The following is a 21,010-nucleotide window of genomic DNA, read 5'->3' on the forward strand; positions in this document are numbered from 1 at the left end:
CCTGCACGAGGGTATTGTTTGTTCTTGGCCTATAGGTCAAGTAACAAACGAGTTGGATCTTCTAGGAAGTCTTTAATAGCCACCAAGTAACCAACTGATTCACGACCATCAACAATACGGTGGTCGTAAGAAAGCGCTAGGTACATCATAGGCAGGATTTCAACCTGACCATTTACTGCCATTGGGCGATCTTTAATGGCATGCATGCCTAAGATTGCACTTTGTGGCAGGTTCAAAATTGGCGTCGACATTAGCGAGCCAAATACACCACCGTTAGTCACGGTGAAGTTACCGCCAGTCATATCATCAACGGTAAGTTTGCCGTCGCGACCTTTAATTGCGAGTTCGCGAACAGCACGTTCGATGTCAGCAAGGCTCATCTTATCAGTGTCACGTAACACAGGTGTCACAAGACCACGAGGAGTCGATACCGCAATGCTCACATCAAAATAGTTATGGTAAACAATATCGTCACCATCAATTGACGCGTTAACTTCAGGGAAACGCTTCAATGCTTCAGTTACCGCTTTCACATAGAAAGACATGAAACCTAAGCGAATGCCGTGGCGCTTTTCGAAAATCTCTTGATATTGCTTACGAATATCCATAATAGGCTTCATGTTAACTTCGTTAAACGTAGTTAGCATGGCCGTTGAGTTTTTCGCTTCAAGTAGACGGTTAGCAATTGTTTTGCGTAGACGTGTCATAGGTACACGCTTTTCGCTACGCTCAGCAAGTGGCGCAACCGCTGCTGGAGTCGCAGCCGCAGGCGCAGATGCTGCTGGCTTGTTTTTCACAAACGCTTCAACATCTTCTTTAGTAATACGTCCGCCAACACCAGTGCCTTTAACAGCACTTGCATCAACATTGTGTTCAGCTATTAAACGACGTACTGACGGGCTTAGTGCATCATTAGACTCATCTGTTGCTTCGGCAACTGGCGCTGAAGCTTCTGCTTGCGCTTTAGTCACTTCTTGACCTGCAACTGCGCCCGCAACAAAACTTGCGATAACGGCTTCACCAAGAACAGTGTCACCTTCTTCCGCTAGAAATTCAGAAATTTGACCATCTTCTGGTGCAACAACTTCTAAAACCACTTTATCAGTTTCAATATCAACAAGGATTTGATCACGAGAAACTTGCTCGCCAGCTTGAACATGCCAAGTCGCAATAGTTGCATCAGCAACAGATTCTGGCAGTACGGGTACCTTAATTTCGATACTCATGGATTACGATCCTTCTTATATAATGTTCTATTACTACAGCTTTAATGCACTGTTGATTAATGATTCTTGTTGCTGAGCGTGCAATGCAGGGTAACCGCATGCTGGCGCAGCTGAGGCTTCACGACCGGCATAACTCAATTGAGCTCCTGCAGGAATGACGCTCCAGAAATGGTGTTGACTACAATACCAAGCACCTTGGTTTTGTGGCTCTTCTTGACACCAAACGAAATCTTTAACATGGCTATATTCAGCAAGCGCTGCTGCTGCTTCTTCGTGTGGGAACGGGTAAAGCTGTTCTACACGGATCAGTGCCACATTTTCTAAGCCTTCTTTACGGCGGCGCTCTAGGAGCTCAAAGTAAACCTTTCCGCTACAAAATACGACTCTATCGACTTTACTTGCATTTAATTCATCAATTTCGCCGATAATGTTCTGGAATGAACCTTCAGCAAGTTCTTCCATACTAGAAACGGCTAATGGATGACGCAGCAATGACTTAGGTGACATAACCACCAAAGGACGACGCATAGGGCGTACCACCTGACGGCGCAGCATATGGTAAACCTGTGCCGGTGTAGATGGCACACAAACTTGCATATTATGGTTAGCACAAAGCTGTAAGAAACGTTCTAGACGTGCGCTTGAGTGCTCAGGTCCCTGACCTTCATAACCATGAGGTAGCAACATTGTAAGACCACATAGACGGCCCCACTTTTGCTCGCCAGATGATAGGAACTGATCGATTACCACTTGTGCACAGTTAGCAAAGTCACCAAACTGCGCTTCCCACAAAGTAAGACCTACAGGTTCAGCGGTTGCGTAACCATATTCAAACGCCAATACTGATGCTTCAGATAACACTGAGTCAGTAATATCGATTGGCCCTTGCTCATCAGCGATATTACGCAGTGGCATATACGCAGTAGCATCATTTTGATTATGCAGCACCGCGTGACGATGGAAGAAAGTACCACGACCAGAGTCTTGACCTGTAATACGAATGCGCTTGTTATCTTCAAGAATAGACGCATAGGCTAAGGTTTCAGCAAAGCCCCAATCAAGCAGCTTCTCACCAGAGGCCATGGCTAAACGATCTTTATAGATCTTAGCTACACGTGATTGCAACTTGTGGCTTTCAGGCACATAACTAATTTTTTCAGCTAAATGCTTAACACGGTCAATCGGTAACTTAGCATCGTAACTGTCATCCCACTCAGCACCAATGTATGGACTCCAGTCAACAGAATGCAACGTCATTGGACGCCACTCTTTAACCACACAGTCACCACCATCTAGCGCATCACGGTAATCGTTCACCATAGCAGTAACCTCGTCACTACCTAAGGTGTTTTCAGCGATTAAGCGGTCTGCGTAGATCTTTCTTGGTGTTGGGTGCTTCTTAATTTTTGCATACATAAGAGGCTGAGTAGCACTCGGCTCATCAGCTTCGTTATGGCCATGACGGCGATAACAAACTAAATCAATCACCACATCACGCTTGAACTCATTGCGGTAATCAACAGCAAGTTGTGCAACAAAGGCTACCGCCTCAGGATCATCTGCATTAACGTGGAAAATCGGTGCCTGCACCATTTTCGCGATATCAGTACAGTACTCAGTCGAGCGAACGTCTTCAGTTAAGTTAGTGGTAAAACCAACTTGGTTGTTGACTACGATGCGGATACTGCCACCGACTCTAAAAGCACGAGTTTGTGACATGTTAAAGGTTTCTTGCACAATGCCCTGACCGGTAATCGCCGAGTCACCATGAATGGTAATAGGCATCACTTGGCGGCCAGTATCACAACCACGACGGTCTAAACGCGCACGCACAGATCCCATGACTACTGGGTTAACAATCTCTAAATGAGATGGGTTAAAGGCAAGCGCTAGGTGAACATTACCACCTGGCGTTTCAAAATCAGATGAGAAACCTTGGTGATACTTAACATCACCACTACCGTTAATATCGCTGTGCTTACCAGCAAACTCATCAAATAACTCAGAAGGCTTCTTACCAAGAATGTTAACTAATACGTTTAAGCGGCCGCGGTGTGCCATACCAATAACCACTTCTTTGGTACCAGCATCACCTGCACGGTAGATGATTTCACGCATCATAGGAACAAGTGCATCGCCGCCTTCAAGTGAGAAGCGTTTTGCACCAGGGAACTTAGCACCTAGGTATTTTTCCATACCTTCTGCGGCGTTAAGACCTTCGAGAATTCGGGTTTTATCTGCTTTAGAGTAATTTGCCGCACCGAGAGATGGCTCAAGACGTTGCTGGATCCAACGCTTTTCATCAGTATCGGTAATATGCATATACTCGGCACCAATAGAACCACAATAAGTCGTTTTTAGTGCTTTAACCAGATCTTCAAGCTTCATGGTTTCACCACCATGAGCGAACGATCCCGTATTAAACTGGCGCTGCATATCATCGCTATCTAAGCCATGAAATGCTGGGTCTAACTCAGAAACCTTATCTCGCTTCCATATGTCAAGCGGATCTAAATTGGCATTCTGATGACCACGGAAACGGTGCGCGTTGATCAGCTGTAGGACTTTAACCTGTTTTGCATCGACTTCATGATCGGTCACCTTAGGTGAACCTTTTTGACGTCCTTCTAATGCAAGACTGCGGAAATAGTCACGTACTTTAGAGTGGGCAGCTTCAGGTACATCTTTTGACGTACCGTTAACTAGAGGGAGGTTATCAAACACGACACGCCAGTCTTCTGTTACTGACTGCGGGTCGACTTGATAGGCTTCATACATCTCTTCTACATAGGTCGAATTTGCGCCATTAAGGTGTGACGATTCGAGCCAGGCTTTCATGATGCCTTGGTGCATTTCTATTCCTTTCAAACTGTATACACGTGCTTAGCCAAAGTCATTAATACAGACGGTTCGAGTCATCTCTAATGTCTGTAATCTCTGTAGCCCCTAGAGTTCCAGATCTTATTTATATTTGTCTTCCTTGACACAAAAAGAGTCACTCTCCACATAAGAAAGTGACTCATATAGAGCTATATCAATATCGGCTCTTGGTACTGCATTTAAACGGCTCTCTGTAGCAACATAGACTTAATGTGTCCAATTGCTTTAGTTGGATTAAGCCCTTTAGGACAAACGTCAACACAGTTCATGATGCCGTGACAACGGAATACGCTGTACGCATCATCAAGACCTGATAAACGTTCCTCTGTTGCCGTATCACGGCTATCAATCAAGAAACGGTATGCGTGCAACAAACCACTTGGGCCGATGAACTTATCAGGGTTCCACCAGAACGAAGGACATGCCGTAGAACAACATGCACACATGATGCACTCATAAAGCCCATCTAGATGTTCACGTTCCTCTGGAGATTGCAAATGCTCACGCGCCGGCGTTTTATCATCGTTAATCAAATAAGGCTTAATCTTTTCATACTGGGTGTAGAACTGGGTCAAATCAACAATCAAATCACGCACGACTGGCATACCTGGCAGCGGACGGATCTCGATTTTTTTACCCTTGAAGGTAGAAACAGGCGTGATACACGCTAGACCGTTTTTACCATTCATGTTGATACCGTCACTTCCACATACACCTTCACGGCATGAGCGTCTAAACGCCAGTGTCGGATCTTGTTCTTTTAGCTTTAAAAGTGCATCAAGGACCATCATATCGGTACCTTCTTGAACTTCTACGCTGTAATCCTTCATGTATGGCTTAGTGTCTACATCAGGATTGTAGCGATAAACTGCAAATTCCAATTTCATCGGGTCTTCTCCTTAGTAGGTACGCTTAATTGGCGGGAATGCATCACGAAGTTTTGGCTCCATGTTGACATCACGCTTTGACATAAGCTCGGTTACTGGGTCATAAATACTGTGACATAACCAGTTATCATCATCTCGGTCTAAATAGTCTTCACGAGAATGTGCGCCGCGACTTTCTGTGCGGAAATTAGCAGCAGTTGCCGTTGCAATCGCTGTAGCCATCAAGTTATCTAACTCTAAGCACTCAATACGTTGAGTATTAAATTCAGTTGAGTTGTCAGAAAGCTTAGCATTGGCTAAACGCTCACGAATCACTTTAAGCTCTTTCAGGCCTTCAGCCATCGCATCACCACTTCTAAATACAGAGAAGTTCAGCTGCATACAAAGTTGTAAATCTTTACGGATCACCGCAGGATCTTCGCCATCTTTGTTACTTTCCCAACGATTCAAACGTGTTAGTGATGCGTCAATTTCAGCTTGAGAAGCATCTTTTGGCGTTGGTGTTTCGTCTAACGCTTTACCTAAGTGTTGACCCGCTGCTCGACCAAATACTACAAGATCTAACAATGAGTTACCACCCAGTCGGTTAGCTCCGTGTACCGAAACGCACGCAATTTCACCAACTGCAAATAGACCAGTCACATCTTCTTCGCTGCCATCACTATTTTGACGAATAACTTGGCCACTTACTTTTGCTGGCAAGCCACCCATCATGTAGTGACATGTTGGTAAAACAGGAATTGGACCATCAGCAGGATCAATATGTGCGAATGTACGCGATAGCTCACAAACACCTGGTAAGCGTGCTTCTAGTGTTTCTTTACCCAAGTGATCTAGCTTAAGTAGACAGTGCGGACCTAATGGACCATCAAGACCACGACCTTCGCGGATTTCTGTCATCATTGAACGTGCTACCACGTCACGTGATGCCAAATCTTTTGCGTTAGGTGCGTAACGCTCCATAAAACGCTCGCCGTCTTTGTTTAGCAGGTAACCACCTTCACCACGACAACCTTCAGTTACAAGTACACCAGCGCCAGCAATACCCGTTGGGTGGAACTGCCACATTTCCATGTCTTGCATCTGCACGCCAGCACGCATCGCCATACCAACACCATCACCAGTGTTAATATGAGCATTTGTGGTTGACGCGTAAATTCGCCCTGCACCACCGGTAGCTAAAATTGTTGCTTTAGCTTTGAAGTAAACGATTTCACCGGTTTCAATTTCAATTGCAGTACAGCCAACAATTACACCGTCTTCATTCTTGACTAAGTCGAGTGCATACCACTCAGAAAAGACTTCAGTCTTATGTTTAACGTTTTGTTGATATAGGCAGTGCAGTAATGCATGACCAGTACGGTCAGCAGCTGCCGCTGTACGAGCCGCTTGCTCACCACCAAAGTTTTTAGACTGACCACCAAATGGACGTTGGTAGATTTTGCCGTTTTCGAAACGTGAGAATGGTAGACCCATATGCTCAAGTTCGATAACCGCTTCAGGGCCAGTCTTACACATGAACTCAATCGCTTCTTGGTCTCCGATAAAATCAGAACCTTTTACGGTATCGTACATGTGCTGTTCCCAGTGATCTTCGTGGGCATTACCCAGTGCAACAGTAATACCACCCTGTGCAGATACAGTATGAGAACGAGTTGGGAATACTTTTGATAAAAGCGCACAGCTCTTACCTTCTTTAGAGATCTGTAGAGCGGCTCGCATACCGGCGCCACCAGCACCGATCACAACCGCGTCAAATTCGCGAACTGGAATAGCCACTTAAACACCCCACACTATCAAAATGCCTGCTGCCAAATAACTGAAGGCTGCTACGACAAAAACAAACTGAAGTACACCACGTAGAGAAACACTCTTTACATAATCTGTTAATACTTGCCAAATACCGATCCAGGCATGTACCAACACTGCGACTAGCGCAAGTAGGGTAAAGATTTTCATTGGCAATGCGCTAAATAAGCCATGCCAAGCGTCATAGGTTAGTGGAGAGCTACATGCAATAAACCCAACCAAAAAGATGGTGTAACAGGCTAGGACTACTGCACTTGCACGTATAAGTATAAAGTCATGGACACCGCTGCGACCAAGACTTGCTGCGTTAGTTACCATACCCAAATCCCCGCAATGATTGAAAACACTACTGCTAATGCAATAGCGACTTTAGCCGAAGCAACACCAGAAGAAAGTTCTTCCCAGTAGCCAGCGTCCATCACTAAGTGGCGAATACCCACAATCAAGTGATAACCCAGCGCGGTAAGAATTCCCCAGATGATGAACTTAACGACGAAGTTATCAAAAAGAGATTGAACGCCTACGAAACTCTCAGGTGATGCTAATGATTCATTAAGCAACCAAATAAGAATTCCAACGGCAAACAGCATGATGACGCCCGAAACACGATGAAGAATGGACGCAATCGCAGTTGCAGGGAAGCGTATGGTCTGCAGATCTAAATGGACAGGTCTTTGCTTTTTCACGTTCTGCTCACTCTGCTCAATTGAGCTAATTTTTGTTATACGAACCGCTTTTGCTCAAATTCCAAACAGTGATCGTTCTCACGGTTTGAAACTTTCACAAAAGAAAACTTGAAACAAACATTTAACAGATTTAGCAACCACTAATTAAGCACGTAAAAAAGTGATAACTTATCGCTAATGTGTGCAGCTCTTCTGAGCTGCGGCAAGTATACGTGGGTGAAATGTCAAATACAAACATCACATTATGCAAATTTTGTTTTTTTGGTAAAAAAATATAGCCAATCCCCACTGGTACAGGCGCTTAGACAAAAATAAGACCATGGTCTAATTAATTTAAACGCTTATTTAAATTGAAATGTGATCTAGATTCACTGTAAAGTAATGTCGTTTGATAAGCCGCACTCAATAAGAATGAAGTAAGGAGAATGGGGTATGGCTGACAATATAGCCAAGTTAGAACTACCAGGGAATGAATCAATCGAGCTGCCTATTAAAGAGGGTACGGCAGGCTTTGATGTAATTGATATCAGTAAACTAGGTAGCAAAGGTCACTTTACTTTTGATCCAGGATTTCTTGCGACCGCATCCTGTGAATCAGCGATTACCTATATCGACGGTGAAAAAGGCGTACTGCTTCATCGTGGTTACCCAATCGAACAATTGGCAGTAGAGTCTGACTATTTAGATTTATGTTATTTGCTTCTTTACGGAGAATTGCCAAATAAAGCTCAGTACCAAACATTTGAGCATACTGTAAAAACACACACTATGGTGAATGAGCAACTTGCAGCCTTCTTCAGAGGTTTCAGACGTGATGCTCACCCAATGGCCATGTTATGTGGTGTAACTGGTGCACTTTCTGCATTTTACCAAGACTCTTTGGATGTGAACGATGAACGCCATCGTGAAATTGCTGCATTCCGTTTAGTGTCTAAGATGCCGACGATCGCCGCTATGTGTTACAAGTATTCAATCGGCCAACCGTTTGTTTACCCACGTAATGAACTCAGCTACGCAGGCAACTTCCTAAGCATGATGTTTGGCGTACCTTGTGAAGAATACAAGGTTAACCCAATCGTTGAGCGTGCAATGGATCGCATCTTTATTCTGCACGCAGATCACGAGCAAAACGCTTCAACCTCTACTGTACGTTTAGCAGGTTCTTCAGGGGCGAACCCATTTGCATGTATTGCAGCGGGTATTGCGTCATTATGGGGTCCTGCACACGGTGGTGCTAACGAAGCATGCTTGAATATGCTTGAAGAGATCGGCACTGTTGACCGTATTCCTGAGTTCATCGCACGTGCCAAGGATAAAGAAGATCCTTTCCGTCTAATGGGCTTTGGTCACCGTGTTTACAAGAACTTTGATCCTCGCGCTAAAGTCATGCGTGAAACATGTCATGAAGTGCTTGCTGAACTTAAGGTTAATGATCCACTGTTAGATGTGGCAATGGAACTTGAGCGCATAGCACTGGAAGACGAGTATTTCGTATCTAAGAAGCTTTATCCAAACGTTGATTTCTACTCAGGGATCATCATGAAAGCGATTGGTATTCCAACAAGCATGTTCACCGTACTATTCGCGCTTGCGCGTACAGTTGGTTGGATTGCACACTGGAAAGAGATGCTAGATCAACCAGGTCACAAGATCAGTCGTCCTCGCCAGCTATACACTGGTGATGCTAAGCGTGATTTTGTTGAGCTTGATAAACGTGATTAATTAAAATACTAACTATTTGCGGATTGAATTCGTCACTCAAAACGCATTTATAGCATGTTCAAAAGGCACTCATTGAGTGCCTTTTTTAATGCACTATCATGAAAATATTTCTACTTTAATAATAGTCTCCCCTTCTCACCCGCCTTATAGCAATCTCAATTTGCTCAATCAGCTGTAATACCAAATGTAACATTCGTTAAAAAAGCCAACATATGTACATTTTCGCTACATATTAACTAAACACATTTTAAATGTTGCGCACAAGATTCGTAAGCTACTGATAAACATAAAGTTTAATACATGGCACACATTGTGCTTTATCACTGCCATTGGAACAATTAGATTAAGGTCTGCTTACATGGAAGCGTTAAATAAAAACACTATTATTCTCCCCCTACTATTAACTGCTACGTTATTGACTGGCTGTGGTGGTAACGAAGAGCAACAAAAGGAGGAAGAAAAGTACGCTGTACCGGTGGAAACCACTACCGTAGTGCAAGGTGATGTATCTTCTTTCTACAGTACAACCGCCACCCTAGAAGCTCCTCAAGAAGCAAAAGTCGTTACTCGTGTTGCCGGATTAATTGAGTCGCTACAAGTCGAAGAAGGCGATAGAGTAAAAAAAGGCCAGTTACTTGCCATTATTGATTCAAAAAGACAAAAATTTGATTTAGATAGATCTCAAGCAGAAGTGGAAATTATCGAGCAGGAGCTTAATCGCCTAAAGAAAATAAACAATAAAGAGTTTTTCAGTGCCGACTCAATGGCAAAGCTTGAATACAACTTGCAAGCAGCAATCGCTAAGCGTGACTTAGCCGCTCTTTATGTTCAAGAAAGCATGATCCGCTCACCAATCGACGGCGTTATAGCCACTCGCTTTGTGAAATCAGGCAACATGGCAAAAGAGTTTGATGAGCTTTTTTACGTGGTCAATCAAGACGAGCTCTATGGCATCGTCCACTTACCAGAACAGCAATTACAACATTTACGATTAGGCCAAGATGCTGAGATTTATGCGAATAAACACACAGAGCAAACCACGCATGCCACTGTGCTGCGGATCAGCCCGATTGTCGACGCACAAAGCGGCACTTTCAAAGTGACACTTTCTGTTCCTAATAAAAATGCCACACTAAAAGCTGGGATGTTTACCCGAGTTGAGCTTAAATATGACACTCACACCAATGTTATCACTGTGCCTTATAACGCATTAGTGAATCAAGATAACGAATACGCCTTATATGTCATTGATGGTGAAAACGCCAATCGCCGCAGTGTGTCACTTGGTTATCGCGAAGCCGATACTGTTGAAGTCGTTAGCGGTATCGAGCCTGGTGAGCAGATTGTAATTCGTGGTCAGCAAAACCTTAAAGACCAATCTTTAGTTGAAGTAATCAATTCTACAGAATTAGCGTCAGCTAAATAGTTTACAAACTGCGGAGCACGATATGTCTATTATAAAAACAGCGGTCAACCGGCCTGTTACAGTTTGGATGTTTATGTTTGCGGTAATTCTGTTTGGCATGGTGGGGTTCTCTCGCCTTGCTGTAAAACTGTTACCGGACTTAAGCTACCCTACAATTACCATTCGAACACAATATGTCGGCGCGGCGCCAGTTGAAGTTGAGCAGTTAGTGTCTAAACCCATTGAAGAAGCTGCCGGAATTGTAAAAGGCTTAAGAAAAATAAGCTCAATTTCACGTTCAGGTATGTCTGATGTGGTACTTGAATTTGAATGGGGCACAGACATGGACATGGCAAGTCTCGATGTACGAGAAAAGCTCGATACCATTGAACTACCACTTGATGTTAAAAAGCCGCTGCTACTGCGCTTTAATCCTAACCTTGATCCTATTGTACGCTTAGCACTTGCCGCGCCGGTTGCTGATAGCGCTAATGGCGAGATGAGTCAAACTCAACTTAAGCAGATGCGTACCTACGCAGAAGAAGAACTTAAACGCCAATTAGAATCGTTAACTGGAGTTGCGGCAGTCCGTCTTTCTGGTGGTTTGCAGCAAGAAGTACACATTCAATTAAATCAGCAAAAACTCACCCAACTAAATTTAAGCGCCGAGCTTATTCGTAATCGTATCGCTGAAGAAAACATTAACCTCTCTGCGGGTAAAGTGATTCAAGGCGACAAAGAGTATTTAGTGCGTACTCTTAACCAATTCAACTCACTTGATGAGCTTGGCCAAATCGTGATCTATCGGGATGAGCAAACATTAGTGCGCCTGTTTGAAGTAGCAACGATTGTTGATGCATTTAAAGAGCGTAATGACGTCACTCGAATTGGCGATAAAGAATCAATTGAACTGGCAATTTATAAAGAAGGTGACGCCAACACTGTTGCGGTTGCACGTAAAGTGACCAGCGAACTCAATAAATTAAACGCAAGCAATGCTAAAGGCGAGTTAAGCGTTATTTACGATCAGTCTGAATTTATTGAAAGTGCCGTAAAAGAAGTAACCAGTGCCGCTCTCATTGGTAGTTTACTTGCAATGTTAGTTATCTACCTATTCTTAAGAGATATTATTCCCACTCTGATTATTTCTATCTCTATTCCATTTTCGGTTATTGCCACCTTCAATATGATGTATTTTGCGGATATCAGTCTCAATATTATGTCACTTGGCGGAATAGCCTTAGCCGTGGGACTCTTGGTTGATAATGCCATTGTTGTACTTGAAAACATCGATCGCTGTAAAACACTAGGAATGAATCGACTTGATGCTGCAGTCACTGGTACAAAAGAAGTTGCAGGGGCTATCTTTGCTTCAACCTTAACCACACTAGCAGTCTTTATTCCGTTAGTATTTGTCGATGGTGTTGCCGGTGCGCTATTTTCAGATCAAGCATTAACTGTCACCTTTGCCCTACTTGCCTCATTACTTGTGGCGTTAACGACTATTCCAATGCTGGCTTCTCGCGAAGGCTTTAAAGCTTTGCCACCATTACTTGAAAAAGCTGCAAAACCTAAGCCTACAACTAAAATGGCTAAATTGAAGCACTATAGTGCAACCGTGTTTTCATTCCCATTTGTATTATTATTCAATTACCTGCCAAGTGCCCTACTCACATTAACCTTGATTGTCACTCGCTGCGTTTCTTGGTTAATAGGACTTGTCATGCGCCCAATAAGCGCAGCCTTTAACTGGTGTTATCGTGTCGTAGAAAACTTGTACCATAAGCTACTAGCTGCGGCGTTAAGATTTAGGACGCTCACTTTAGTAATGGCGCTAACTGTTACCGCCAGTGCAGCGTTACTTGTTCCACGCCTTGGTATGGAGCTAATTCCACCTATGAACCAAGGTGAGTTTTATGTGGAGATTTTACTGCCTCCAGGAACTGAAGTTACCCAAACAGACCGAGTCTTACGTAAATTAGCGCTATCAATAAAAGATAGAGCTGATGTAAAACATGCTTATAGCCAAGCTGGTAGCGGCGGTTTAATGACCTCAGATACCTCTCGCGGTGGTGAAAACTGGGGACGTTTACAAGTTGTTCTTAGTGATCCAGATGCTTTTGATGCCGTTGCCGATAAGCTCAGAACAACCGCAATGCGTATACCTGAGCTGGAAGCAAAAGTGCAGCACCCTGAGCTATTTAGCTTTAAAACACCATTAGAAATTGAGCTGATAGGTTATGACTTAGATCAATTAAAACAAACCGCGGACAACCTAGTTAACGCTCTAGGTGATTCAGACCGCTTTGCCGATATCAACACCAGTTTACGTGACGGCCAACCAGAGCTAAGTATACGGTTTGACCATCAGCGCCTGGCTGCCCTCGGAATGGACGCGCCTATGGTTGCTAATCGTATTGCACAACGTATTGGCGGCACAGTTGCCAGTCAGTACACAGTACGTGATCGTAAGATTGACATTTTAGTACGCAGTGATCTGGACGAGCGTGATCAAATTAGCGATATCGATGCGATGATCATTAACCCGAATAGTAGTCATCCCATCTCATTAAGCGCTGTTGCTGATGTCAGTTTAAAACTAGGCCCATCTGCTATCAACCGTATTAGCCAGCAACGAGTTGCTATTGTCTCTGCTAATTTAGCCTATGGCGATCTCAGTGATGCGGTAATGACTGCCCGTGAAATTTTAGCTCAACAGACTCTACCGACGTCAATTCAAACTCGTTTTGGCGGCCAAAATGAAGAGATGGAACATTCATTTAAATCACTGCAGATAGCCTTAGTATTAGCGGTATTCTTAGTTTACTTAGTTATGGCCAGTCAATTTGAGTCATTGTTGCATCCGCTACTTATTCTTATTGCTGTACCAATGGCTGTGGGCGGCAGTATTTTCGGCTTGTTCATCACCCAAACTCATTTGAGTGTCGTTGTGTTTATCGGCCTTATTATGTTGGCTGGCATTGTAGTAAATAATGCCATTGTTCTTGTCGATAGAATTAACCAACTACGTCAAAGTGGTGAAGAAAAAATAACTGCAATATCAAACGCTGCGAAATCACGCTTGCGTCCGATTATTATGACCACAATGACGACAGCTCTTGGACTATCGCCAATGGCATTTGGTCTTGGTGATGGCAGTGAGGTTCGTGCACCAATGGCGATTACGGTTATCTTTGGTTTATGCCTCTCGACCGTACTCACCTTAGTTGTTATTCCAGTACTGTATGCCGTTTTTGATCGAAAAAAATTTGATAACGAGTTAAACCTCACAAATAACGAGCTAACCGATCCTGACCATAGCCCAACACTTACAGGAGGCCAAGCATGAATATCACCCGCTTTGCCTTAGCCAGACCGGTTACAACTACCATGTTTTTTGTGGCAATACTGTTATTTGGTCTCGCTTCAAGTAGGTTATTACCTCTTGAAATGTTCCCAGGGATCGACATACCGCAAGTCATTGTCGAAGTACCTTATAAAGGCTCGACGCCTGCAGAGGTTGAACGCGATATCACCAATATATTAGAGGAGTCATTAGCAACAATGAGCGGAATTGAGGAGATGCGCTCAAGCTCTTCTCAAAACGGCGCTGAGATTGATTTGAGAATGAAATGGGGCCAAAACGTAGCAACCAAAAGCTTAGAAGCCCGTGAAAAAGTCGATGCCGTGCGTCATTTGTTACCGAGAGATGTTGAACGGGTATTTATTCGTCAGTTTAGTACTGCTGACATGCCAGTACTTAATTTACGAATATCCAGTGACCGAGAGCTTTCAAGTGCATTTGACTTACTTGATAAGCAACTGAAAAAGCCCCTTGAACGCGTGCAAGGTGTATCGCAAGTCACTTTATATGGCGTCGAGCAGAAACAAATCGAAATTCGCATCAACGCAGACAAACTTGCTGCGAGTAATATTTCGGTGCAAGCATTGAACAATCGACTGCAACAGCAAAACTTCGTCATTAATGCTGGTGTACTTAAAACTCAATCACGTGTTTATCAAGTTTCACCAAAGGGCGAATTTAGAAATTTAGATGATATTAATGCGATTGTCATCGCTCAAGGTCTGACTTTGGGTGATATTGCAGATGTCAGCTTTTCACTGCCCGAACGCTTAGATGGACGCCATCTAGATCAAAATTACGCAGTTGGCCTTGATGTATTTAAGGAGTCTGGTGCCAATCTGGTCGATGTATCTAAGCGGGTAATGAAGGTTATCGATGAAGCGAAACAAAACTCACAATTTGATGGTATCAAACTGTTTGTTATGGAAGATCAAGCCTATGGTGTGACGTCATCATTACGTGATTTGCTTGCGGCAGGCTTAATTGGTGCCTTACTCTCGTTTGTGGTTTTATACCTATTTCTGCGTGATCTAAAAATGACATTAGTTATCGTGTCATCTGTGCCTATCGCAATTTGTATGACACTCGCGGCGATGTATTTTTTAGGTTACAGCCTCAATATTTTATCTATGATGGGCTTACTGCTCGCCGTTGGTATGCTTATTGATAATGCAGTTGTTGTTACCGAAAGTGTGCTACAAGAAAAGCAAGCTGAAACTACAGGCGCTAACGTAGCTCAAGCCATCAAAAGCAGCGCGATTTTACGTGGCGTCGATAAGGTATCCCTTGCTGTACTTGCCGGTACGCTTACCACTGCCATAGTGTTTTTACCCAATATCTTTGGCGTTAAAGTCGAGCTAACTATTTTCTTAGAGCATGTAGCAATCGCTATTTGTATTTCGTTAGCAGCTTCATTATTGGTCGCCAAAACGCTGCTGCCATTAATGTTAAGCAAGTTAAACTTTTCAGCCAAATCTAAAACTAGGTCAAGTCGCTTACAAACCCGTTACCAAAAAAGCCTTGATTGGATTTTAGCTCACCCAAGGCTATCAGGTGTATTTGCCTTAATAATTCTAGCATCAACCGCATTACCACTTAGCATGGTAAGCCAAGATCAATCTGATGGCGAAGGTAATAACCGTTTGTATATCAACTATCAAGTAGAGGGACGGCATAGTTTAAATGTAACAGAAGCTATGATTACTAAAATGGAAACCTATCTCTATGCAAATAAAGAAAAGTTCCATATCGACTCCGTTTACAGCTATTTCTCTGCAGATCGCGGCCAATCGACGCTAATTTTAAAAGAAGATCTTGATGTCGATATGAAAGCACTGAAAAAAACCATACGTGAAGGCTTTCCTAAATTTGCTATAGCCAAGCCACAGTTTGGTTGGGGCGGTGAGAATAACGGTGTGCGGGTATCACTCACAGGTCGCTCAACCTCTGAACTTATTCGCATCAGTCAGCAAGTTGTTCCGCTATTAAGTAGTATTGAAGGTTTAACCGATGTGCGTTCCGAGCTGAGTGGTGCTCAACAAGAGGTGGTGATCCGTATTGATCGTCAAATGGCTGCTAGGTTAGATCTTAAGCTCAATGAAGTCGCCTCAAGTATTTCAATGGCACTGCGCGGTACTCCACTGCGCTCATTTCGGCATGATCCGAGTGGTGAATTGCGCATAGAGATGGCATATGAACAACAATGGCGTTTATCGTTAGAGCGACTAAAGCAGTTGCCTGTGATCCGCATCGATAACCGCGTTTATACTCTATCTAGCTTAGCTAAAGTAGAGATCTTACCACGCTTTGACACCATCAGGCATTACGATAGACAAACCGCTCTTTCAATTGGTGCCAATTTAGATGAACTTACAACAGAGCAGGCACAAGAGAAAATCACTCAAGTCATGGATAGCGTTAACTTTCCAGCAGGATATGGTTATACACTGCGCGGCGGTTTTCAGAAGCAGGATGAAGACGAAGCCGTCATGGCGACTAACATGATCTTAGCGATTGCCATGATTTATATCGTAATGGCAGCACTTTTTGAATCGCTTTTGCTACCAACAGCGATTATTACTTCAATTTTATTTTCGATAACAGGCGTGTTTTGGGCATTACTATTTACTGGTACCCCCATGTCTATCATGGCAATGATAGGTATTTTGATCTTAATGGGCATAGTGGTGAACAACGGCATTGTTCTGGTGGATCAAATTAATCAAATGTCACCGACATTAGATGAGCTTTCCGATGCAATTAGTGCTGTATGCTATACCCGATTACGTCCGGTATTAATGACGGTTGGCACCACAGTGTTAGGTTTAGTTCCACTCGCGATGGGAGATACTCAACTTGGTGGCGGTGGGCCTTCATACTCACCGATGGCCATTGCTATTATCGGTGGACTAACCTTCTCTACGGTGACCAGCTTGTATCTAGTACCACTCTGTTATCAAGCACTTTACAGAATGCGTTATAACAGTGCGGTACGTTTAGGCCAAGCAGATAAAATTTCAAGAAAACTATTACCTTGGATGAATAATGCCTAACGCTCGAGTTTTTTAACACAGCGGTAAGTATCACTATGAGCATCGCTTTCAAGTCATCTGCGGCTTAGTCAGCTCACTTACACATAAGACCAAAACCTTTACTGGTTTTGGTCTTTTTTTTCGTGTTAGTCTGCATAAATTATACAGTAACGTGGACCGTTGAATAGGAAGTAATAAAAATAACTGTTTATAAAATAAGACAATATTGAAATAGAAATTTGTTATCCTAATTTCAATTAACCTTGCTTTAATCCGCTTCTGGCACACTTAAAAAGCATTGTAATTCTATGATAAGGATAATCATGAACCCGTTTGTGAAATTTATATTGGTTGGCTTAACCACTGCGTCACTATTAAACACTCCAACAAGCCTAGCTACAGTCCAAACTGCACCACTAATTCCTTCTCAATGGAGTTATGCTACAGATCCTTACGGCAGTACAGCCACATTTCGTAATCAAATGATCACCAACGAAGGAGTATGGGTAAACTTTAAACGTATACCTAGAGTGGATGCTGAACGGAATTCTTGGGTTGAGGTTATTTACACGCCTGAAGCGGCGACTTTAGCAGGTACAAAAAAGATCAGCCTTACCTATAAATGTGATATCCCACTACTGATAAAACTATCGCAATCACATTACGGTAAAGACGGTGATAAGACTTATGCTCACTACCAAACAAAACTTCCAGCAAGCAGTGATTGGCATACCGTCGAAGTCGATTTCAATGATTTTGCACGCCCAGACTGGACTCCTAAAAGTTCGGTAGACCATGGCATAGTACTTAATGAGATCAACGCTCTCTACTTAACCCCTAGCATGACAGATAAACATGGCGGAGAGGCAACACTACAAGTCAAAGCAATTGAATTAATTCGCTAGGAATTCTCCCATTAAAAAAGCGCCTTACGGCGCTTTTTTAATGCAACAAAACTATTCAGCCAAAGGCTCTGCTTTGTTTTCTAATAAAACTGGAATGCCATCATTGATAGGATAAGCCAATTTGTCAGCCTTACAGATCAGCTGCTGTGCTTCTTTGTTGTATTCAAGTTTGCCTTTACACACTGGACACGCAACGATTTCGAGTAATTTTTTATCAAATGCCATTTTGAATGCCTTTACTTATCTGCTACTAGCTTATTAATTTTCGCCAATAGTTGTTTATCAAATGAGGAAGATAGCTTCGCATCAACTGCGAGATACCACCAGTTATCTTTTGCAAAATCGCGACATTTCACCGCATCTTTTTCTGTCATCACTAACAAACGACCACTTGCTAGCTCATCTAATACGCTCTCGCTGTAGCGACTGTGATCATCAAATGCCTGTGTTTGACTAACTTGATAACCCTGCTCTATCAATGAATTAAAAAAACGCTGTGGGTTACCAATGCCAGCCATGGCGACTAAAGCATCATTAACCGTTGGCGCACAGGCTTCACTTGTTGTAGAGACCGGCAGCCACTTAGTGGGTTGAAGCTGCATGCTTTGCTCATTGGCAAAAGTTGCTGTAGTGCTATTACTTACGCCATTAACGATCACTTGATCGACACTCTGTAAACGCCATGCACCTTCACGTAGTGGCCCTGCAGGCAATAACATGCCATTACCAAGACCACGCTCACCATCCAATATAACTAGCTCGATATCTCGCACGAGTTGATAATGTTGTAATCCATCATCACTAATAATAATGTCTACATCAAAATCAGATAATAATTTTTGAGCCGCATCGACACGTTTTGCGCCAACAACCATAGGGACTTGGGTACGTGCAACTATCATTGCTGGTTCATCGCCAACATTCATAGCTAAGTCGCCAGGTCTTACCGCGCGAACGCCTTCGATATCAACACCATAACCACGACTAATTACACCTGGCTTAAACCCTTGCTTGCGCAGTAGCTCAATAAGATAAATCACCATTGGTGTTTTACCACTACCACCTACAGTTATATTACCAACAATAATCACAGGTACAGGCAACTTAGTCGCTTGTTTTAGTCCAAACTTAAAAAGCTGGCGTCTTACACCTGTAATAACCGCAAACAGCAATGACAAAGGCCAAAGCAAAAATCTCAGTGGATGACCTTGATACCATAATTTATTAACCCAAGCCTGCATTTAGCTTCCAAACTGCATCTGATATAGATTCGCGTATACGCCGCCTTGCGCCAATAATGTCGCATGATTTCCGCGCTCAACAATCTTGCCTTGATCAACAACCAAGATTTGGTCGGCGCTTTCAATCGTTGACAAGCGGTGAGCAATGACCACGGAGGTACGGTTCTGACGTAAGTTATCAAGACCTTGCTGAATCGCTTTTTCAGACTCGGTATCAAGCGCAGAAGTTGCTTCATCAAGAATAAGCACAGGTGCATTACGTAAAATCGCTCTAGCAATAGCAATACGTTGTCTTTGCCCGCCAGAAAGGTTTACGCCATTCTCACCAATTTGGGTATCTAAGCCTTCAGGTAAAGGCTCGATAAACTCCATAGCATGCGCTAACGTAGCCGCTTCGATGATCTGCTCTCTCGTTGCTACACCTGGATAAGCATAAGCAATATTATTGGCAATAGAGTCATTAAATAAGGTGACCTGTTGAGATACTAAAGCCACCTGACTACGCAAATTTGTAAGTTTGAAGTCATCAATATTATGGCCATCAAGGGTAATTTCACCTGCACTTAAGCCAGTATAAAAACGTGTAACTAAGCTCGCAATCGTGGACTTGCCGGAGCCTGAGCGGCCAACTAAAGCCAGAGTTTGACCTTGCTCAACCTTAAAGTCGATCCCATTTAATGCCAGTTTCTCTTGACCTGGGTAGCTAAAGTCAACTTGATTGAATGCTAAGTCACCTTTTACTCGCTCAACTTCATAGGTTCCTTTGTCACTTTCTGGTTCTGTATCAAGTAATTCAAAGACCGTTGTACAAGCAGCAATACCGCGCTGAAATTCAGCGTTCACCCGGGTCAAGTTTTTAATAGGTTGCAACATAGCTAGCATTGCAGCCAAAATTGTTGCAAAAGTACCGGCAGTGAGCTCATCTTTCATGCTATCTAAGCTGGCAGCATAGAGCACAAAAGCTAAAGCAAACGAGCCAATAATCATAACCAAAGGCTGGCTGATTGCTTGTGCTGTCGCAAGCTTCATTGTTTGATAGCGATTTTGATTGTTTACTTTAGCGAAGCGCTCGGCTTCAGTCTGTTGACCACCAAAAGACAACACATTCTTATGGCCTTTGATCATTTGTTCTGTCGCAGCAGTAACCCCGCCCATGGCAGTTTGAATTTGCTTGGATACTTTACGGAAACGACGACTCACGACAGTGATCACTAAGCCAATAATCGGGCCAACGACTAAAATGACTAAAGACAATTTCCAAGAAAAGTAAAACATGATCGTTATCATGCCGATCACAGTAATACTATCGCGAACAATAGTAATCAATGCGCTACCTGACGCTCGGGCGATCTGTTCAGTGTCATAGGTCACCCGGGAAATAAGATTACCGGTATTTTCTTTATCCATATAGCTAACGGGCAGTGTCAGGTAATGTTCAAAAACTTCTTGACGCATGTCCATTATCACCCGCGCACTCATATAAGAGATGCAATAAGTCGATAGGAAATTGGCCAAACCGCGCAATGAAAATAAGCCGATAACGACTAAAGGAGCGATAAGCAAGACATCATTATCGGAATTGAAACCGGCTCCAGTACCAAAATCGATACTGCCAAATCCACCCGTTGCTTGGGCTGCTTGTCCAGCCTGACCACCAAAGCCTTCATCAATAAAGGGTTTAATCACCGCGATAAAGGTTGCATCTACAAGGGCATACATAGCTAGGCCGAAAATGGCTAAAGCAAGCACTGCTTTAAGTGGCTTTAAATAACCAAGTAAACGCTTAAATACAGTCCAAACTTCACTTTTAGAAGATGTTGTCATTGAGAAATTAACATATTGGCAAAAGAAGC

Annotated in this window: 14 protein-coding genes; 5 read left to right on the forward strand and 9 right to left on the reverse strand. The window is 43.2% G+C overall.

Annotated elements, in window-relative coordinates; translation table 11 throughout:
- Positions 1-29: 29 nt before the first annotated feature.
- The 6 genes from odhB to sdhC all read right to left on the reverse strand — a co-directional run bounded on the left by odhB (position 30) and on the right by sdhC (position 7,509).
- Positions 30-1,226, reverse strand: coding sequence for a 2-oxoglutarate dehydrogenase complex dihydrolipoyllysine-residue succinyltransferase (gene odhB, locus L884_RS0107970; protein WP_028766999.1), 1,197 nt, complete (start codon positions 1,224-1,226; stop codon positions 30-32).
- Positions 1,227-1,259: 33 nt separating this feature from the next.
- The gene (sucA, locus tag L884_RS0107975) at positions 1,260-4,079 is read right to left on the reverse strand and encodes a 2-oxoglutarate dehydrogenase E1 component (RefSeq protein WP_028767000.1); all 2,820 of its coding nucleotides are present in this window, start codon (positions 4,077-4,079) and stop codon (positions 1,260-1,262) included.
- Positions 4,080-4,285: 206 nt separating this feature from the next.
- On the reverse strand, positions 4,286-4,993 hold the full coding sequence (locus L884_RS0107980) for a succinate dehydrogenase iron-sulfur subunit (protein WP_028767001.1): 708 nt from the start codon (positions 4,991-4,993) through the stop codon (positions 4,286-4,288).
- A gap of 12 nt (positions 4,994-5,005) precedes the next feature.
- Positions 5,006-6,772 (reverse strand): succinate dehydrogenase flavoprotein subunit, encoded by a 1,767-nt coding sequence (gene sdhA, locus L884_RS0107985; RefSeq protein ID WP_028767002.1) that lies wholly within the window; start codon positions 6,770-6,772, stop codon positions 5,006-5,008.
- The gene (gene sdhD / locus L884_RS0107990) at positions 6,773-7,120 is read right to left on the reverse strand and encodes a succinate dehydrogenase, hydrophobic membrane anchor protein (protein ID WP_028767003.1); all 348 of its coding nucleotides are present in this window, start codon (positions 7,118-7,120) and stop codon (positions 6,773-6,775) included.
- On the reverse strand, positions 7,114-7,509 hold the full coding sequence (gene sdhC / locus L884_RS0107995; protein WP_028767004.1) for a succinate dehydrogenase cytochrome b556 subunit: 396 nt from the start codon (positions 7,507-7,509) through the stop codon (positions 7,114-7,116). Before sdhC ends, sdhD begins: the two co-directional genes overlap by 7 nt.
- A gap of 411 nt (positions 7,510-7,920) precedes the next feature.
- Here sdhC and L884_RS0108000 point away from each other — a divergent pair, with 411 nt between their 5' ends.
- The 5 genes from L884_RS0108000 (at position 7,921) to L884_RS0108020 (ending at position 17,916) form a co-directional block, all read left to right on the forward strand.
- Entirely contained in the window at positions 7,921-9,210 is a 1,290-nt protein-coding gene (locus L884_RS0108000) for a citrate synthase (protein ID WP_028767005.1), read from the forward strand.
- A gap of 358 nt (positions 9,211-9,568) precedes the next feature.
- Positions 9,569-10,636, forward strand: coding sequence for an efflux RND transporter periplasmic adaptor subunit (locus L884_RS0108005; protein WP_028767006.1), 1,068 nt, complete (start codon positions 9,569-9,571; stop codon positions 10,634-10,636).
- Positions 10,637-10,658: 22 nt separating this feature from the next.
- Positions 10,659-13,964 (forward strand): efflux RND transporter permease subunit, encoded by a 3,306-nt coding sequence (locus L884_RS0108010; RefSeq protein WP_028767007.1) that lies wholly within the window; start codon positions 10,659-10,661, stop codon positions 13,962-13,964.
- Positions 13,961-17,032 carry an efflux RND transporter permease subunit gene (locus tag L884_RS0108015; protein ID WP_028767008.1) on the forward strand — a complete coding sequence of 1,024 codons (3,072 nt, stop codon included), beginning with the start codon at positions 13,961-13,963 and terminating at the stop codon, positions 17,030-17,032. Before L884_RS0108010 ends, L884_RS0108015 begins: the two co-directional genes overlap by 4 nt.
- Before the next feature lie 302 nt (positions 17,033-17,334).
- Positions 17,335-17,916, forward strand: coding sequence for a carbohydrate binding domain-containing protein (locus tag L884_RS0108020; RefSeq protein ID WP_028767009.1), 582 nt, complete (start codon positions 17,335-17,337; stop codon positions 17,914-17,916).
- A 51-nt stretch (positions 17,917-17,967) separates the two neighbouring features.
- On the opposite strand, the gene L884_RS22800 is transcribed toward L884_RS0108020, so the two are convergent.
- From L884_RS22800 to msbA, 3 genes are read right to left on the reverse strand one after another with little or no spacing between them, the layout of a single operon-like run.
- The gene (locus L884_RS22800; protein WP_084221416.1) at positions 17,968-18,141 is read right to left on the reverse strand and encodes a Trm112 family protein; all 174 of its coding nucleotides are present in this window, start codon (positions 18,139-18,141) and stop codon (positions 17,968-17,970) included.
- An 11-nt stretch (positions 18,142-18,152) separates the two neighbouring features.
- A complete protein-coding gene (gene lpxK / locus L884_RS0108030; RefSeq protein ID WP_028767010.1) occupies positions 18,153-19,157 on the reverse strand; it encodes a tetraacyldisaccharide 4'-kinase in 1,005 nt (334 codons plus the stop codon).
- Complete coding sequence (gene msbA / locus L884_RS0108035; RefSeq protein ID WP_028767011.1) at positions 19,158-20,981, reverse strand: lipid A export permease/ATP-binding protein MsbA; 1,824 nt, start codon at positions 20,979-20,981, stop codon at positions 19,158-19,160. It lies immediately after the preceding gene.
- Positions 20,982-21,010 lie beyond the last annotated feature (29 nt).

Source organism: Shewanella fidelis ATCC BAA-318, assembly GCF_000518605.1.
Lineage (GTDB): Bacteria > Pseudomonadota > Gammaproteobacteria > Enterobacterales > Shewanellaceae > Shewanella > Shewanella fidelis.

Excerpts from the sequence above, each read along its gene's own strand:
- L884_RS0108000 (WP_028767005.1), top strand. The coding sequence starts at position 7,921 with ATGGCTGACAATATAGCCAAGTTAGAACTACCAGGGAATGAATCAATC.
- msbA (WP_028767011.1), bottom strand. The coding sequence starts at position 20,981 with ATGACAACATCTTCTAAAAGTGAAGTTTGGACTGTATTTAAGCGTTTA.
- L884_RS0108020 (WP_028767009.1), top strand. The coding sequence starts at position 17,335 with ATGAACCCGTTTGTGAAATTTATATTGGTTGGCTTAACCACTGCGTCA.
- lpxK (WP_028767010.1), bottom strand. The coding sequence starts at position 19,157 with ATGCAGGCTTGGGTTAATAAATTATGGTATCAAGGTCATCCACTGAGA.
- sucA (WP_028767000.1), bottom strand. The coding sequence starts at position 4,079 with ATGCACCAAGGCATCATGAAAGCCTGGCTCGAATCGTCACACCTTAAT.
- L884_RS0108015 (WP_028767008.1), top strand. The coding sequence starts at position 13,961 with ATGAATATCACCCGCTTTGCCTTAGCCAGACCGGTTACAACTACCATG.
- L884_RS0108010 (WP_028767007.1), top strand. The coding sequence starts at position 10,659 with ATGTCTATTATAAAAACAGCGGTCAACCGGCCTGTTACAGTTTGGATG.
- L884_RS0107980 (WP_028767001.1), bottom strand. The coding sequence starts at position 4,993 with ATGAAATTGGAATTTGCAGTTTATCGCTACAATCCTGATGTAGACACT.
- L884_RS0108005 (WP_028767006.1), top strand. The coding sequence starts at position 9,569 with ATGGAAGCGTTAAATAAAAACACTATTATTCTCCCCCTACTATTAACT.
- L884_RS22800 (WP_084221416.1), bottom strand. The coding sequence starts at position 18,141 with ATGGCATTTGATAAAAAATTACTCGAAATCGTTGCGTGTCCAGTGTGT.
- odhB (WP_028766999.1), bottom strand. The coding sequence starts at position 1,226 with ATGAGTATCGAAATTAAGGTACCCGTACTGCCAGAATCTGTTGCTGAT.
- sdhD (WP_028767003.1), bottom strand. The coding sequence starts at position 7,120 with ATGGTAACTAACGCAGCAAGTCTTGGTCGCAGCGGTGTCCATGACTTT.